General features: G+C 40.3%; 17 protein-coding genes (1 of these 17 cut by a window edge). 3 read left to right on the top strand and 14 right to left on the bottom strand.

Annotated elements, in window-relative coordinates; all coding sequences use genetic code 11:
* Positions 1 to 6 precede the first annotated feature (6 nt).
* The 7 genes from IGI44_RS03555 to IGI44_RS03525 all read right to left on the bottom strand — a co-directional run bounded on the left by IGI44_RS03555 (position 7) and on the right by IGI44_RS03525 (position 6052).
* Positions 7 to 666: a phosphatase PAP2 family protein gene (locus tag IGI44_RS03555; protein WP_438786442.1), complete on the bottom strand. Its 660-nt coding sequence runs from the start codon at positions 664 to 666 to the stop codon at positions 7 to 9.
* Between the two features lie 108 nt (positions 667 to 774).
* Complete coding sequence (locus tag IGI44_RS03550; protein WP_438786441.1) at positions 775 to 1368, bottom strand: helix-turn-helix domain-containing protein; 594 nt, start codon at positions 1366 to 1368, stop codon at positions 775 to 777.
* Positions 1369 to 1592: 224 nt separating this feature from the next.
* Positions 1593 to 1997 (bottom strand): PTS sugar transporter subunit IIA, encoded by a 405-nt coding sequence (locus IGI44_RS03545; protein WP_438786440.1) that lies wholly within the window; start codon positions 1995 to 1997, stop codon positions 1593 to 1595.
* An 88-nt stretch (positions 1998 to 2085) separates the two neighbouring features.
* Positions 2086 to 2895 (bottom strand): PTS system mannose/fructose/sorbose family transporter subunit IID, encoded by an 810-nt coding sequence (locus tag IGI44_RS03540; protein WP_316404671.1) that lies wholly within the window; start codon positions 2893 to 2895, stop codon positions 2086 to 2088.
* Complete coding sequence (locus IGI44_RS03535; RefSeq protein WP_438786438.1) at positions 2882 to 3778, bottom strand: PTS mannose/fructose/sorbose/N-acetylgalactosamine transporter subunit IIC; 897 nt, start codon at positions 3776 to 3778, stop codon at positions 2882 to 2884. The genes IGI44_RS03540 and IGI44_RS03535 overlap by 14 nt, the downstream gene beginning before the upstream one ends.
* A gap of 12 nt (positions 3779 to 3790) precedes the next feature.
* Positions 3791 to 4270 carry a PTS system mannose/fructose/N-acetylgalactosamine-transporter subunit IIB gene (locus tag IGI44_RS03530; RefSeq protein ID WP_438786437.1) on the bottom strand — a complete coding sequence of 160 codons (480 nt, stop codon included), beginning with the start codon at positions 4268 to 4270 and terminating at the stop codon, positions 3791 to 3793.
* A gap of 3 nt (positions 4271 to 4273) precedes the next feature.
* Positions 4274 to 6052: a glycoside hydrolase family 35 protein gene (locus IGI44_RS03525; protein ID WP_438786435.1), complete on the bottom strand. Its 1779-nt coding sequence runs from the start codon at positions 6050 to 6052 to the stop codon at positions 4274 to 4276.
* A 171-nt stretch (positions 6053 to 6223) separates the two neighbouring features.
* Here IGI44_RS03525 and IGI44_RS03520 point away from each other — a divergent pair, with 171 nt between their 5' ends.
* On the top strand, positions 6224 to 6934 hold the full coding sequence (locus IGI44_RS03520; protein WP_438786433.1) for a GntR family transcriptional regulator: 711 nt from the start codon (positions 6224 to 6226) through the stop codon (positions 6932 to 6934).
* A 17-nt stretch (positions 6935 to 6951) separates the two neighbouring features.
* On the opposite strand, the gene IGI44_RS03515 is transcribed toward IGI44_RS03520, so the two are convergent.
* The 6 genes from IGI44_RS03515 to IGI44_RS03490 form a co-directional block, all read right to left on the bottom strand.
* Positions 6952 to 7893, bottom strand: a complete 942-nt coding sequence (locus IGI44_RS03515; protein ID WP_438786431.1) for a hexose kinase — start codon at positions 7891 to 7893, stop codon at positions 6952 to 6954.
* An 11-nt stretch (positions 7894 to 7904) separates the two neighbouring features.
* Positions 7905 to 8912, bottom strand: a complete 1008-nt coding sequence (gene lacD / locus IGI44_RS03510; protein WP_438786430.1) for a tagatose-bisphosphate aldolase — start codon at positions 8910 to 8912, stop codon at positions 7905 to 7907.
* Positions 8913 to 8934: 22 nt separating this feature from the next.
* Positions 8935 to 10107 (bottom strand): SIS domain-containing protein, encoded by a 1173-nt coding sequence (gene agaS / locus IGI44_RS03505; RefSeq protein WP_438786429.1) that lies wholly within the window; start codon positions 10105 to 10107, stop codon positions 8935 to 8937.
* Positions 10108 to 10119: 12 nt separating this feature from the next.
* Complete coding sequence (locus IGI44_RS03500) at positions 10120 to 10851, bottom strand: GntR family transcriptional regulator (RefSeq protein ID WP_438786427.1); 732 nt, start codon at positions 10849 to 10851, stop codon at positions 10120 to 10122.
* A gap of 396 nt (positions 10852 to 11247) precedes the next feature.
* A complete protein-coding gene (locus tag IGI44_RS03495; RefSeq protein ID WP_438786426.1) occupies positions 11248 to 12651 on the bottom strand; it encodes a L,D-transpeptidase family protein in 1404 nt (467 codons plus the stop codon).
* A 273-nt stretch (positions 12652 to 12924) separates the two neighbouring features.
* Complete coding sequence (locus tag IGI44_RS03490; protein WP_438786425.1) at positions 12925 to 13911, bottom strand: LacI family DNA-binding transcriptional regulator; 987 nt, start codon at positions 13909 to 13911, stop codon at positions 12925 to 12927.
* 374 nt (positions 13912 to 14285) lie between these two features.
* Between IGI44_RS03490 and IGI44_RS03485 the strand changes: the two genes are divergently transcribed.
* Positions 14286 to 14891: a LysM peptidoglycan-binding domain-containing protein gene (locus IGI44_RS03485; RefSeq protein WP_438786423.1), complete on the top strand. Its 606-nt coding sequence runs from the start codon at positions 14286 to 14288 to the stop codon at positions 14889 to 14891.
* Positions 14892 to 14938: 47 nt separating this feature from the next.
* Here the strand turns inward: IGI44_RS03485 and IGI44_RS03480 are convergent, their stop codons facing one another.
* Positions 14939 to 15580, bottom strand: a complete 642-nt coding sequence (locus tag IGI44_RS03480) for an HAD-IA family hydrolase (protein ID WP_438786422.1) — start codon at positions 15578 to 15580, stop codon at positions 14939 to 14941.
* Positions 15581 to 15703: 123 nt separating this feature from the next.
* On the opposite strand from IGI44_RS03480, the gene IGI44_RS03475 reads away from it, so the two are divergent.
* On the top strand, positions 15704 to 16140 hold the start of the coding sequence (locus tag IGI44_RS03475) for a ring-cleaving dioxygenase (protein ID WP_438786421.1). Its footprint extends 538 nt past the window's final position; the window shows 437 of its 975 coding nt (coding positions 1–437); it begins with the start codon at positions 15704 to 15706; its stop codon lies beyond the right edge, outside the window.

The raw sequence follows: 16140 nt of genomic DNA, 5'->3' as shown, positions 1-16140 counted from the left end.
GATTTCTCAACGTTCTTTTTTTGTGTTTAGAACTGCTTTCAGTCCTGCGAGGTAGAAGCTGACAAGCGTTAGGCCTAATAAAACTCCGCCAAAAATATCGGTTCCCCAATGTGATCCAGACAAAAAGCGTCCGATAACCAGCACAAGCATGACCACCAAACTCAGATAGGCGATGATTGCTTTGACCATTCCTGTTTCCTTTCTTAACACATAAAAAGCTGACAGCAGAACTGTAATCGCTAGAAAAGTATGACTTGACGGATAGGATGCTTCTAGCTGTCCATCCTCTAAAATCGGTCGATAATTAATGATGACTTTTTCAAAAAGAACATAGCAAGCGGCGACTCCAGCATAAAGAAATCCTAGCGCAAGAATTTCCTTGTCCACTAGTAAGAGCTTCTTTCGGGTATACAATTGGAAAACTCCTCGCAATGCAAAATACCCCACCATAATTAATGGAAAAATCCCTAAAACTTCTGTCACTTGACACCAAAAGGCATTGGTCCCAATTTTATTATATAGTGATTGATTCAGTGTCGCAAAGCCTACCTCTGAATAATGTGGACCTATTTTTTGTACATCAATGTTGATTAAACAAATCGTGTATAAAATAAAGACGATCAATAATCCTATGGCTATTCCTAATTGCTTCTTTGCTATTTTCATATGGCTGATTCTCTCCTAACAATTATTTGGAAGCTATCCAAATAAAACGTATCAGAGGCTGCCAGAAACAAAAAGAAGCGCACCGTCACCTTAAGGTGACGATGCGTATCAACGGCTATTTAATAAGGAAATCCCCTTCACTGCCAAAAGCATTAACACATACGTTGCCGGATATGGATGCCTAGTCATGATGAAAAGCAGTACAACGAACAACGATAAAATCAAAGAAATTGATCCAATGATTCGTTCTTCTCGATTGGAAAAAACGAGCTCAAAAATGCCGAAAAGCATTGTTAAAATAACGAAAGAAAAAATAATAAGCTTGAAGATAATCGTCTCCTGCGAAAGTTGCCACAAAGAGACAAACGCAATATGGTCCCCTTGTGCTTGACCAAAAATCGGCAGAACAATTAATAAGCCAACCATGCAATCCGAAATACCTAAAAGCAAATGTTGAAAGTTTTTCCGCTGCTGTTGCTGCTCACTTTCTGCAATTGACAGCAGTTCGCTATTGGATAGCAACTCATCGATAGAAATATCAAAAACTTGCGAAATGGCTTTTAAGGAATCAATACTGGGAAAGCCACGGCCTGATTCCCATTTGGAGACGGCCGTTCGTGAGATAAACAGCTTCTCCGCTAATTCTTCTTGCGTCCATTGTTTATTTTGACGTAATTGTTTTAGTTTCTCGTTGAAATCCACTTTAGTCTCCTATTCTTTCTTTTATCCTCCTCTAAATCATACCATATTAGAAAGAAGCTATTACAGACAGCTAGCTTTTATGAAGGAGTCCTATTTTCACTACACATACAATCCAACTTAACTGCTTACTCAGTAATTTGCAGAAAAATCTTTTCCTACGAAAACTGAACTCGCAAAAAAAGCCAGAGAATTATTTCTCTGGCTTAATCATCTTCTATAGACGATTATTCATCTTCATCATCGTCAGCACCGGTGATACGTTCATTCACGTGACAAATGTTGCTTGTCGCAGATTCAACCAAGGCAAGCTCTGTACCAATCAATTCACTATTAATGAAATCGATCACCATTGGCATGTTCATACCTGCATATAGATCAATGGCTTGTCCTTCAAGAATCATCCGCGAGACTACATTACAAGGCGTTCCTCCCATCAGATCAGCTAACACAACAAAATCATCTAAATTCGCTATCGCTGCTTCGAATTTTACGCGGAAATCTTCCGCCGATTCTGAAGGAAGCAAACTGACTGTATGAATGCTTTCCTGCGGCCCCATGATCATTTCGGTACTCTTTTTTAATTCTTCACAGAAAAGTCCATGACTCACTAAAACTAATTGTTTACTCATTGATTCACTCCTCGTTCATTCGAATATCTATATTTTACAGTGCATCATGCTGCTAAACGGTTTTTTCGACTTCTTGATAGACAGCATTCTATTTAGAAATTACACCTAAAGCTGACAATGCTACGCAAACGACTAAAACAATAAAGATCGCCTTAGTAGAAGTCATATTCTTTTTACCAAGCATCCAATAAATCGCAGCCACAATACCTGCTGGCAACAAACGCGGTAAAATCATATCAAGGTTGTTTTGCATATTCAATGTCACATCACCAATGCTTGGTGCCCAAGAGAGTTTCACATTAATCATAGTCGCAACCAATGCTCCGACCATGAAGACCCCTAGCAAGGTTGCCGCATCTGTCAAGGCAGTTAAACGATGCTGCATCGTGGTAACCAGAGAGATCCCTTCACGATAAGCAAACTCCAATTGTTTCCAACGGAAGATCATCACCGCGATTTGTGCGATGATCCAAATGAAGATCCCGGTTGGATTTCCATTGATCGCCATGTTCGCCGCTAAGGCTCCAAAAATCGTCGGAATCAATGCTGCAAAGATCGAATCCCCAATCGCCGCGAAAGGTCCCATTAACCCCGCTTTTAAACCTGAGACAGTGTCTTTACCACCAATGCCTTCTTTTTCTTCAATCGCCAAGTCGATCCCGGTAACGATTGTATTGAAGAAGTTTGAGGTGTTAAAGAACTGTGTATGGGTTTTCATAACTTCTTTTAATTCAGGCGTATCGTCACCATAAATCTTGCGTAATTGTGGCAAGATTGTATAAAGGTAGCCAGATCCTTGCATCCGTTCATAGTTCCAGCCTAATTGGAAAGTGAACAAGCTTCTGCGATTGATCTGCTTAAAGTCTTCCTTTGTTAACTTATAATTAGATTTCGTCATCTTCAATCTCTCCTTCATCTGAATCATTCGAAGCAACATCTTTAGGGGCTGGAGAATTAGGGATCATCTGCCCATTTTTATAGCTGATCGCTGCTAGTGCAAATCCGACTAATGCGATTGCTAGCATAGGAAGTGAATTGAAAACGCCCTCGAAGTTCTTCACAACACCAGCAACACCCGTTCCTAAGACCTGCATATTCGTAAAGACGGTTCCTAATAACGCAGTTAACGTGAATCCTAGGATCAAGTAAGGGAAGTGTTTTTTCACAGGCAAGTAGCGTAATAGAATGGCAAACCCAACCGCTGGTAAAACTGCTCCGGCTACAGATAAGCCATCACCTAACCACTTCAAATCTCCATTCAAGACAGCAACAACCTTTTCAACTAAGCCTCCACCAAATGCTAATGCTAGAAAGACTGGAATCATGCGAGAAAATGACCAAGGAATGGCCCCCATTAGGAAGTTACGTTCGATCCCTTTATAATTCATGTCTTCGACTAATTTATCAATCCGATGTGCAAAATACGTATTGGCAAAACGAGCCAAAATGTCTAATTGAATCATTAAGCTGGCAACTGGAACTGCGATTGCCGCGATTGCTTGCTCGGGATTCATTCCCAAAGCCACAGAAAAAGCTGTTGCTAAGATTGTCCCTGAGTTAGCATCAATTTTTGATGCCCCACCAAATGTACCGACACCTAGTACGGTCAATTGCATACTACCACCAATAATAAGTCCTGCTTTTAAATCGCCCATTACTAGGCCGGCAAATAATCCGGCAAAGACTGGTGCGCTCAGTGATGAATAAATTTGTAACTCATCTAGAATTTGATACCCTGCATATAATGTTAATAATAAGATCTGCCACCATAAGATATCCATTTATTTATCCTCCTATTTCGCTAATAGATTCATAAAGTCTTCTGCTTTATCACTTGGAACCATTTGTGCGATCAAGCGAACGCCTTTAGCATGTAATTGATTGAATACTTCTACATCCTGATCGACGACATTAATTGATTTGGTAATTGAACGCGTTTCATCTGTTTGCGACATATTTCCAACATTGATTTCTTCGATTGGAACCCCTAGTTCAACCAACTTCAATAAACGATCGGGTTTGCGGGCAATGATCAATAAGCGCTGAGAATCATATTTTCCTGCTAGGATATTATTGGCTGCTTTTTCAATCGGCAATACACTCAGTTTTACTCCGGCAGGCGTAGCTAGTTTTAATCCACTTTTTTCAATATCATTTTGTGCAACGGCATCGTCCACTACCATAATACGAGAAATGTTTAATTTCGTTGTCCATAAATTTGCGACTTGTCCATGAATTAAACGTCCGTCAATTCTTACTCCGATAATACTCATTGTTTATCCCTCTTTCATTTCTTTATATAATGGTGCTTTGACTAACTGAATCTCTGGTTGAAAGGTGCCTTCTGTTTCAAAAATCACGATTTCATTGTTGCCTTCTTTAAATAATCCCTTAGGAATATACAGCGACAGTGTTGGTCCAACTTCCCAAAAACGTCCGATATTTGTTTGATTGATGAAAACAATCCCTTTTCCAAAATTCGACAGATCGATGAAGCTATCTTCCACTTCATCAAGCGCTACTTCATAGCGATAAAAACTTGGTTGTCCTGGCTGCCATTCTCTTGAATAATCAACCGTCTCACACGAATCCAGCGGCAAGCAATACTGTGACCAATCAGTGAGGAAATGTAAATCAGCCATGACTCCTGTTCGAATCCCCTTATTTTGTGTATCAGCAAATAATTTGTGTCCGTAATTCACCCGACCCATATTTTCAATCAAAATGTCTAATTGATTGGTTTCTTCAGTCATCGGAACAAGGATATCTTCGCCGATTTCCGTCTGATACTGTGTCGCTTGTAATTGTTGATTTAGATATAGCTGGCTACGATCGCGGCCATCGATCACTCTCAATCTTTCTTCTTCAGCATCTTTTTTGATCGATGTGCGATACAAAAGGTAACCAGTATTCTGTCCTAACACCTCCATCGTTTCTGGGTATGTCGTTTTCACCGGTTGGCTAATTGTGTCTAAGGTCGAAAACAAACTGACTTTATCAATCAACGGAATGTTTTTCACTTCCATTGTGCCTTTTGTCAACGGTTCCATTTGTTGAATCTCAGGAAACGTTTCATGAATCATTTGTTGAATCGCGAAATACTTTTCAGTTGGATTGCCCTGCTCATCTAGCGGAGCTCCGTAATCATAAGAAGTGATTTGCGGCAAATCAATGACTCCCCGTGCGGAACAGCCATTCATAAAACCAAAATTCGTTCCCCCATGAAACATATACAGGTTGATACTGCCTCTGATCAAGACATCCTTAACTGCTTGTGCCAACTCCTGAGGATCTCGTTTGATAATCGGTTCTTTCCAGCGATTGAACCAACCATCCCAAAATTCCATGCACATCAGTGGCCATTTTTTCCCGTGTTCATCGAAGAAGCGTTGCATAGATGCAAAATTTTCTTCCGCTTTTGAACCGAAATTTCCAGTAACCAAAATATCTTCTTCTATCATGCTGCCTGCTCTAAGTGTCGCACGCCAAGGTCCATCTGAAGTGAAAAACGGAACCGTGATTCCTCTATCTATCATCAAATCTCGAACCGAACGTAAATAGTCTTTTTCTTCTCCATAAGAACCATACTCATTCTCAATTTGGATCATTAAAATATTTCCGCCATTTGACAACTGATGTGGAACCAGTTTCTTTATGAGAACATCATAATAATCAGCCACATGCTTCAAATAACCGGTTTCATTTGTTCGGATGCGTGTATCTTCATTTAGTAACCAAGCGGGGAAACCACCGAACTCCCATTCAGCACAAATGTATGGTGATGGTCTAACGATTGCATAGAGCTCTAATTCTTCTGCAATTGTTAAAAATCGTTCCAAGTCTAGTATTCCTTCAAAATGAAACGCACCCTTTTTTGGTTCATGCAAATTCCATGGTACATAGGTCTCGACTGTATTAAATCCCAAGGCCTTCAAGTTATATAGCGAATGATACCAATCTTTCGGATCGACCCGAAAATAATGAATCGCTCCTGACATGATTTTGAAAGGCTCTCCATTTAGAAGAAAATCTTCTTTAATCTCAAATGTTTTCAAAGGCTCCCTCCTTAAATGAAAGCGTTTTTAGTATATTAATATATTAAATTATTTAAATTAGAAAGTCAACTCTGTCTATTTGAGTAGAATGTGTTAAAATCAACCCATAGACAGAAAAATCAAAGAATTCTAATGAAACTTTTAATTCCTATTCATTGTTTGGAGGTTCGTATGGTCATTCCAAAATACCAAATCATAAAAGATGAACTAAAGCAGCAAATTATTTCTGGCAAATTCGAAAATGGCGACAAATTTTATACGGAAGCCGAGTTGGTAGAAATGTTCAGTGTCAGCTCGATCACTGTCATTCGCGCGTTGAATGATTTAGTCAAAGATGGCTTCATTGTGCGCCATCAAGGACGCGGCTCTTTCGTCTCCCGTGCCCGTAAAGGGAAAATAGTCGAATTTTCCGATATCGAATTGTTTCCTATCAGTAACGATCAGGTACAAGTCTTGTCGATTACGCGGGGAAATGACCCAGCCTATTTAAGTAAGCTCGAGTTACCTGATACAGCGTTTTATTACTGCATCAAGCGCTTGCGCAAGACTGATGAGACGCCCTATATCTATCAACAGACCTATTTGCCGGAGCAATATGTGAACCCTAATTATCAAGAACTGAGCTATTACAATTCTATCTACCAACGCTTTAAGCTGGATTACAATATCCACATGAATGAAGAAGATTTTACCGAAACAAATGAAATCAAGTTTCCGACTCCTTCAGATGCAGCAAAGCTTTTAGAAATTTCTACCGGTGAACCGACTGTTCTCCAAGTCCGCGTGACCAAACGACGGGACACGCAACAGACATTGGAATACGTCGAATCTTATAAAAAATGGAATTTTTATAAAATTGAACTGGTCTCAAAAAAAAATTAATCCCGTCTAGATCGAGCTTATTGCTCGATCTTTTTTACATTTATCTCCTCAAAATGAACACTTACGTTGATCGGATCAACATGACCTGTTCGCTCTTCTTGTGCATTGGCCATGCCCGCTGCCATACACAGCTTCATCAGCGCTGTTGGGTTCATTTTTTGCGATAAGCCATAGGCGAATCCGGCAATCGTCGCATCACCTGAACCTACTGGATTGACTGCTTTAATCATCGGGATCGTGACTCGATAAAAAGTCTCTTGATATTTTGCAAGTGCGCCTTCTTTACCTAGTGACACAACGATCCACTCAACACCCGTAAATAGAGGCTGAGCTAAAGCTGACTGCAGCTCTTCTAAGTCATCAATTGAAAACGGCTGTCCCAATAAAGCTTCTAGTTCTTCAAGGTTTGGCTTAATCAAAAAGGGTTTATGCTCACCCGCTAATACCTGTCTCAAGCTTTCGCCAGAGGTATCCACAAGGACTTTTACCGCTTGTTCTTCCGCTAATTGAACGAGCTTTTGATAAAAATTCAACGGGAGCCCTTTAGCCAGACTGCCTGAGATGGTGACAATCTCGGCTTCTTTAACCAACTCCTGAAATTTTTCCAAAAAGACCTGCTGTTCCGCTTCTGAAACCGTTGGACCAGCTTCTAATATTTCCGTCTGGTTCCCTTCGTGTAAAATAGCGATCGAGTCACGGCTTTCTTCCTGAATGGCTGTAAACGCCTGCTTAATGCCTGCTCGCTTTAATTCTTCTGCGATATACGCCCCATGAAACCCGCCTAAAACACCCGTTGCTAGAACATCGCCATCTAAATCATGAATGACACGCGTGACATTGAGACCCTTACCACCAGCTGTTTTGCCGACCTGAGTCGTTCGATTGACCGTGTCCAGCTTAAGCTTCTCCAATGGGTAGGAAATATCAATGGACGGGTTCATCGTTACCGTTACTATCACGAGCTCGCCTCCTAATTGATCGCTGCTTCTTCTGCGACTTGGACTTTGTCGTACCAAGAGCTTGCTGTTTGTTTTAACACGTTGTTTAAGCTTTCGATATTTTCACGACCTTCGCTTTGCAACCAGTCACGAGCAGCAGTCTCACCTGATTCGATGAACGGCTTCACACCATTTTTCCAGGTGGCACGCCCACAGAGCACGCCATTGAAGGTGGAACCTGCATCTTTAGCAAACACCAATGTTTGTTGGAAAAGCTCCGTTGAAACACCTGCACTTAAGAAAATGAATGGCAGGTCTGTCGCTTGGCTTTGTTCTAAGAAATAGTTGGCTGCTTCTTCTTTGGTATACGCGATTTCAGCCGTGCCAAAGCCTTCAACGAAATTCATATTCACTGGAACTTCCACTTTTAGAACATCCACTTTGTATTGCGGTTTTGAGAATTCCTTCATCATATCATTGACCTTATGCGGCTTCACTTTGGCATAGTCAAAGGAACCAGCATCTGAAATTTGCGCATCATAAGAAACCAATTCTAAGTAGAATGGCAGGTCTTCTTCCGCACACTCACTACCTAAGCGTTCAACAAAGACATGCTTTTGATGATTGAGCGCTTGATCTTCATCCACATCATAGTAAAGTAAAAACTTGATCGCATCGGCACCTTGTTCTTTTAATCGCAAAACCGACCAATCCGCCAATAGATCAGGCAAACGTCCTGGTGTCGTTGCATCGTAGCCAGTTTTCTCATAAGCCAGCAATAATCCCGCTTCCGCATGACGGGCTTTTGCGGCAGGCAGACCGTATTCAGGATCCAATAAGATCGAAGAAGCATATGGTGTCAACTCGTTGGAAACTAATTCCTTAAAGCGCTCAATATGTTCATCCGTTGGTTCGACATTTAGCGCTTTGATCATCTTTTTTAACGCGCCACGTTGATCAATTGCTAAGGCACTGATAATGCCATCCTTTGTTGATAAACGGTCCATCGCCGCTTTTTTTCCTGTTGTTAATGTAAGCATGGTTCTTCCTCCCAGTTGATTCTTACTTATATTCATGAATCGTTACACCTTTGACCACACGATTGACTGTTCCGGTTGGTGAAGGTGTGTCAGGTGTGTTCGCAACTTTTACCGAAGTTAAGAGCGCAACGGTTTGTGCCACCATGACATAGCCTAGTGCTAAATAAGCATCTGGAAGTAAAGTGGTTCCTGTTGCAAACTCGAACTTATCACCAGAGAAATTGCGTTCACCCGGTTGTGTGATGGCAAAGACACCGGAAGCGATTTCATCTCCGTGAACTTCTTCTAACACATCTAAATCATAGTCACGTGTGTAAGGATCATTATTGATAAACCCGAACATGATGGTTTTTTCGTTAATAAATGATTTTGGTCCGTGTCGGAAGCCCATCGATGAATCAAAGACCGTCGCGATTTTTCCGGCTGTTAATTCTAGAATTTTTAATTGTGCTTCTCGGGTTAATCCAGCTAAACTTCCTGAGCCAACATAGACAATCCGTTCAAAATCAAGTGCAACAATTTTTTCGATTTCATGCTCACGGACGATCACTTCGTTTCCTAAAGCATTCAGTGTTTTTACATAGTTTTGTTTTTCTGCTAGTGCTGTCTGATCAAAGGTCAATAACGCGCCTAATGTCATACATGAGAAGCTGCCGGTCATAGCGAAGCCGTCATCATTTGAGCGCGCTGGCATTAAGAATAGAAAGCTGTTGGCTTCGGCTTGACTAATTTGCGCTAATTTTCCCTCTTCGGCACAGGTGATGGATAAATGATGGATCGTATCAACGACCTGATTCGCGATTTCAACTGCTGCCAAGCTTTCAGGACTGTTTCCGCTTCGGGCAAAAGATACCAGTAAGGTCGGTTCTTCTTTAATTAAATACTCTTCAGGCTCTGCCACGATATCAGTGGTTCCAATACTTTCAAAATTGAAGGCTTGACGATCACCGTGTTTTCGTAAATAAGGAACGAGCGTGTCTCCTACATATTGTGAAGTTCCCGCACCAGTGAAAATTACTCGTGTGCGCTGACCCTTTGCTTGTTTTTGGACTTCTGCTAAAAAATTTTCTAGTTCGGCTTGGGCGGCTTGATAAAGGTCAATCGTTTCTTCCCAAAGTTCCGGCTGTTGGCGGATCTCACGAGTTGTGATCTCAGCCCCCATTTGCTCAAGTTTTTCTTTTTCTATCGTAAACATGCAACACTTCTCCTAACTATTTCGAATATGGCGAATTTGATAATGAAATTGATCCGCACGAGCGACGCTCAAAGTAAATTCAATGATTTCATTTTTCATATTGTAGGTCTGACGAACTAAATGCAGAACTGGTGCTCCTTCAGGGATCATCAGCTGCTTTGCGTCATCCTTTGAAGCGATGCTGGCATAAAGCTCCTCATCTGCTAAACGGACCGTTTGCTCAAAATCTTCTGAAAAAAGATCATATAAAGGTTTGCTTCTTAACAATCGATCATCTAACGACAAGAAAAATTTGACGGGCAGATAGCTGTCTTCAATCATCAGAGGTTCACGATCTGCGATCCGCAACCGACTTAATTTGAAAACCGCCTCTCCCAAAGAAAGATTGAGGCGTTGTGCGATAAATTTATCCGCTTCAATTTTTTCAAAGGATAAGATTCTAGTCTCAGGATGTCTACCAAGGCCTTTCATTTGTTCGGTAAAGCTGTAGGCTCCCCCTAAATCAGCCGCATCCTTCTTGATATCAGAGACAAAGGTTCCTTTGCCGTGACGGCGATAAATGTATCCCGTATTCTCCAACTCCTGCAGAGCCAAGCGAACCGTCGTCCGACTTACTCCGTATTGAGCGGTCAATTCTCGCTCAGATGGCAATTTATCATGAGGAATCATGTTACTTTCCATCCGATTCTTCAATAAATCTACAAGCTGATGATACAAAGCTTTGTTTTTAAAAGAGTTTTCCATGGGCTTCTCCTTTTTTTAACTGGTTATAACCACAACCCAATGGTAAGGTGGTTTTTTTACCTTTGTCAACAATTAATCTTTAAATTTTTTTTCTAAAAGTCAAAAGGTTGATATAACAAGGAATAGACGCAACAAACAATGTTCTAGTTTCTTCTTTATTTTTTGATTTCGATAAGAGAAATCTTTAAATGGTTCTAAAATCTAATACCAGTTACTAGAAATCATAAAAAAGCTTCTCACACTCACTCTGCTTTTGAGCGTATTGCCGAGAAAGCTCATTCGTGAAGCGAATATGAATACCTGCTGTAAAGTGATTCATTCCTATGAAAATTTTAGACTTTTCTTAGAGACAAAAAAAAGTGTCAACCCTTAGGTTAACACTTTAGGTATATTTTTTTAAAAGACTAACACAGGCGTACCTACTTCCAGCATTGGATAAAGTTCATCCATTTTAGCTGGAGGCGTATTGATACACCCATGAGAGCCGCGATACAACCATAAATCGCCTCCATACGCATATTGCCAGTCGGAATCGTGAATCCCCACTCCTGTTTGATCAATTGGCATCCAATAGCGAACTGGGCTGGCATATTTTGACCCATCTTCATTTAATCCTCGTAAAACCTGATCCGTTGATTTACTTCTAACGTAATTTATCCCTGGCGGTGTTGGTGTTGAGGGTTTTCCACTGACGATATCCGTCTCAAATTGTAGCTTTCCGTCTTTATAATACCACATGTGCTGATTTTGCAGATCTACCTCAACATACGTGCCTTCAATGCTGGTCTGCACCTGTTCAATTTCACTTGTTACTATTGGCACACGATTAAAGTTTTCACCTTTCAATATCTGATTGCTTAAGGCTTCAACCTCGGCAGGAATGTCAATTGACCAATTATAAATTCCTACAGGAACCGACACCGTTCCTCGTAAAGTACTTTTGAATGGCGTTGGATTTTCTATCGTATTGTATTCTTCATTCAACTTAGTTACAAAAGCGGTTACCTTATCCTGCTTCAAAAGTACTTCAGCCTTCTCATTCGTCGCTAGCCAACTGCTAAGTTCGGAGGAGGGAATTGTTACTTGCTTTCCACCAATGGTATAGGTGGCCTGTACTTTCGCCAGCTGATTCATTTTATCTTTTAGTTCCTTTAAAACACGGTCTTCCTTTGTTAAAATCGGCTGAGCATAATAATCCTCCGCATCCAGTAATTCCTTTCCCTCTTCCAGATATTCTTTCAAGGCCTTTTTGACTGCCTCAATATCAAAGGTATCTCCTTGTTTTTCTGAAACGATCTCAAACTTATCTTCTTGCCATTCAACCGTCGCGTTCTGCGTCGGAACACGTGTTGCATTTGTTTGAAGAAGTACCGCTCCTAAATTTTCTACTAATTGATTTACTTTCGTTTGATCATATGTCTTCGGCAAATCGTGCTGATTACCAAGTAAACTGGTAATTCCCCAAGCAAACGGTTTTTGATTTTGCTTAATTCTACTAAGCTCAGCCAGATTATCAGTTTGCCAACCAAATTCGCTTCGTTTGATCTGCTTCCACATGGTATTTCCTAGATGAATCTCAAAAGGTGCCTCCATTAATTCAGCATTTATTTTTTTATTCGCCTGATCAAGTGTCAGACCACCCACATTTATACTATTTATTTTTGTTTTCGGTAATAACCGCTCCGCATAGTGAATGCTCTTAAATGAATAAAAACTAACGATTACCAGTAAAATCACCAAACTAACAATGATGATTCTTTTTGTTTTCTCTTGAAAAAAATCCTCCCTAAAACCCTTCAAAAAAAATACCCTCACTTTTCATTTAATCTTTTCTCACCAACTACCCTTGTTGGTTGAAAGCATTATAATTTTTTTACCATTATATTCTACCAAAGAAATAACGGCATTTGGTCACTAGATTATGATTTTTTTGTGAAACCTAGTCAATTTTGCCTTTCAAATGCCCTTATTGAATATTTTAGCTATAATTTTTAACGCAATCTACTTTCAAAATAATTATTAATTAATTAAAAAGAGTCGGATATAGGTAATTATCCTACTTTAATCCGATAATCATGGTTCGAAAATAACATGAAAAAGTCGATCATCCATCCGTCGCTCTGGCTGATCAATCGCCATTTGGATTTTTTCGGCGTAGGCCTTGCCTAGTTCTTGATACGGCTGCCGAACACTTTTTATTTGCGGGCGAACGATCTGAGTGACTTCGCCGCCATCAAAGCCAATAATCGTAATATCCTGATTCATTTTCTTTCCACTGTCATATACCGCTTGATAGCAACCAATCGCCAGCATGTCATCACAGCAAAAAATCGCGCTCACCTCTGTTTCCTTCAACAAATCAGTCGCTCCTTGATAACCGCCTGTTATGGTCAATGGCATGTACTTAATATACTTTTCTTCTATTAATAGCTCATGATCACTCAAGGCTTGTTGATAGGCCTCAAAACGCTCGGCTAAATGGTAGTGCTCCGCATTGTCCATAATAAGACCGATCTTTTGATGCCCCTCTGCAATCAACCATTCGATTGCCCGATAAACACCTGAATATTCATCAAGTTTGACTGTCCCGTAAAAGCCCTTGTTCAATCCTCGATCAGCAAAAACAACCGGTATTTCTTGGAATCGCCCATGCTCAATAATTTTCTTCCCGCTGTAATCATTTGGTGTAAATAGAAAAATTCCCTCCACTGCGATTCTTGCCAATTGGCTCAATAATTCCTGTTCCTTTAGAAAATCATGACTGGATTCGCAAATAATCAAATAATATCCCTTTTTTTCCAATTGATCTCTGATCTGCCGAACAATCGCTGAAGCGAATTGTTCCGCGAAATCCGGAACGATCACGCCAATGGTCTTAGATTTTTTTGCAATAATATTAGAAGCAAAATAATTTGGGGAATACTGTTGCTCCTCAATCACTTTTAAAACCCTCTCTTTTGTTGCCTCACTAAAGCGCCCACCCTTTTGATTGAGAATCTGAGACACGGTTGTTACCGAAACACCAGCTAGACGAGCAACCTCTTTGATCGTGATCTTCATTTTCCACCCCATTCAAACCTTGGTTAGTTTACCTTTTCTTAAGAATCTTATCGCCTATTTCCTTGATTTTTCCGTATAGAATTTTCTGATTTTTTACAACAAAATTTCAACATTGCAACTTTGAGCAGCGCTTTCAAAATTACCCGCTTGAAAAACATGCTATAAACCCTAACAGTACGCTGATTTTAATTATTCTTAAAAGAGATTAAGTATTTCAAAAACACACGTTCGGTTATTTATTGTCATATTAATACATTACACTGTAACGTGTTGTCACTGGTTTATAACCCACGCAATCTCATTCGATGGTAAAGTAACTCTCGTAGTCGAAATGACTGATTTACATTTAAAAACTTTTTGGAGGAATTTACATAATGAAATTTGGAAAAACTCTTGTACTTACGACTTTATTAACAGCTGGTGCAGTATTCGCACTAGGAACAAACGATGCACATGCAGCAGAAAACTACACTGTTCAATCTGGTGATACCTTATCAAAAATTTCAATCAAATTTGCTGGTGATAACAGTTTGATTGATTCAATCGCTAAAGAAAACAAAATTTCAAATGTTGACATGATTTTTGAAGGTCAAAACTTAACGATCGATACAGACGCTAAAGGCAATACAACCGTAACACCTGTTCAAGAACAAGCAGCTCCTGCTCAAACAGCACAAGCACCTGTTCAAGAAACAGCACAAACAGCAGCTCCTGCACAACAAGCCGCTGCACCTGCTGCTGAAGCTTCAACACCAGCAAGCACCAATTCTGCTAAAGAATGGATCGCACAACGTGAATCGAGTGGTTCATACACTGCAACTAACGGCCAATACATCGGACGTTACCAATTATCCGCTTCATACTTAAATGGTGACTACTCAGCTGCCAATCAAGAACGTGTAGCCGACCAATACGTAACTTCTCGTTATGGTTCATGGGAAGGCGCACAAGCTTTCTGGCAAGCAAACGGCTGGTACTAAGTCGAAATAATAGTATTAAACTCCCTCATCTGAGGGAGTTTTTTATTTTAGAAACTCTTTTTTATCGCTGCAGGTAGCTCTTCGACAGTTGCAACAATAAAATCTGCCTCCGCTTCCAGCAGCTCTTGCCGATCGCCAAAACCGTACAACACACCAATACTTTTCAACTGATTGGCCTTAGCCCCTAAAATATCAAATTTTCGATCACCGATCATTACAGCAGTCGTTTCTTCTAACTGCGCTAGTGCATAGGCAATCACAGCGGTTTTATTTGACCGTTCACCGGCTAGGTCTGCACCGAAAATTCCCGAAAAATAGTTAGATAAGCCAAGATTCTCAATAATCTGCTTGGCATAAAATTCCGGCTTTGATGTTGTTATCGCTAAAGTATAATTTGCTGCCAATTCTACGAGCACTTTTTCTATTCCAGCATAAACCGTCAGCTGATTTATCCCTTGATCTCCATAATACTCACGATAGATTTGCACAGCCTCATTGGCTTCCTCCGCACTTAAACCATATAACTCTCCCAAGGTGTCTGCTAAAGGTGGGCCAATAAAACTATGCAGCGTGGCCTCGTCTGGAATCGCTAATCCCGTCTTTTCCAACATATAGCGAACACTATTTAATATTCCTTCACTAGAATCCGTTAACGTTCCATCTAAATCAAATAATACAATATTCTTCATCGTCGACCTCCTGCTTCCATCCTACTGATTCCTTTAGTAAATATCAACCTAAGGCAATATTCTTGCTAAAAAAATTCACCACACGTATACTTACTTTTAGTAAGATATTAGGAGGAAATTATTATGGACACACAAATTCGCGGATTACACCACGTTACAGCTATGACTTCAAGCGCTGAAAAAAATTATCGCTTCTTTACAGATATTTTAGGCTTACGTATGATTAAAAAAACCGTTAACCAGGATGATATAGAAACGTATCATTTATACTTTACTGATGATACCGGAGCTCCCGGAACAGATATGACATTCTTTGACTTCCCACAAATTCCAAAAGGAACAAAGGGAACTAACAGCATTTCTCGTACAGGCTTCCGTGTTCCGACAGATGCATCGTTAGACTACTGGGCACAACGTTTTTCAGATCTAGCTGTTGCTCATGGGGAAATTAAAGAACGTTTCGGTAAAAAATACCTTGAATTCCACGATTATGACGATCAATTATTCCAATTAGTTTCCGATGAAAATAATCACGGCGTTGCTGGCGGAACACCTTGGAA

It is taken from the genome of Enterococcus sp. DIV0756 (assembly GCF_051710745.1).
Classification (GTDB): domain Bacteria; phylum Bacillota; class Bacilli; order Lactobacillales; family Enterococcaceae; genus Enterococcus_A.
Note: the sequence above shows the minus strand (reverse complement) of the source record. Positions and strands in the feature narration are given on the sequence as shown.

Coding starts and splice junctions, on each gene's coding strand:
- IGI44_RS03555 (WP_438786442.1), bottom strand. CDS start 666: ATGAAAATAGCAAAGAAGCAATTAGGAATAGCCATAGGATTATTGATC.
- IGI44_RS03480 (WP_438786422.1), bottom strand. CDS start 15,580: ATGAAGAATATTGTATTATTTGATTTAGATGGAACGTTAACGGATTCT.
- agaS (WP_438786429.1), bottom strand. CDS start 10,107: ATGTTTACGATAGAAAAAGAAAAACTTGAGCAAATGGGGGCTGAGATC.
- IGI44_RS03490 (WP_438786425.1), bottom strand. CDS start 13,911: ATGAAGATCACGATCAAAGAGGTTGCTCGTCTAGCTGGTGTTTCGGTA.
- IGI44_RS03520 (WP_438786433.1), top strand. CDS start 6,224: ATGGTCATTCCAAAATACCAAATCATAAAAGATGAACTAAAGCAGCAA.
- IGI44_RS03500 (WP_438786427.1), bottom strand. CDS start 10,851: ATGGAAAACTCTTTTAAAAACAAAGCTTTGTATCATCAGCTTGTAGAT.
- IGI44_RS03540 (WP_316404671.1), bottom strand. CDS start 2,895: ATGACGAAATCTAATTATAAGTTAACAAAGGAAGACTTTAAGCAGATC.
- IGI44_RS03485 (WP_438786423.1), top strand. CDS start 14,286: ATGAAATTTGGAAAAACTCTTGTACTTACGACTTTATTAACAGCTGGT.
- IGI44_RS03545 (WP_438786440.1), bottom strand. CDS start 1,997: ATGAGTAAACAATTAGTTTTAGTGAGTCATGGACTTTTCTGTGAAGAA.
- IGI44_RS03530 (WP_438786437.1), bottom strand. CDS start 4,270: ATGAGTATTATCGGAGTAAGAATTGACGGACGTTTAATTCATGGACAA.
- lacD (WP_438786430.1), bottom strand. CDS start 8,912: ATGCTTACATTAACAACAGGAAAAAAAGCGGCGATGGACCGTTTATCA.
- IGI44_RS03535 (WP_438786438.1), bottom strand. CDS start 3,778: ATGGATATCTTATGGTGGCAGATCTTATTATTAACATTATATGCAGGG.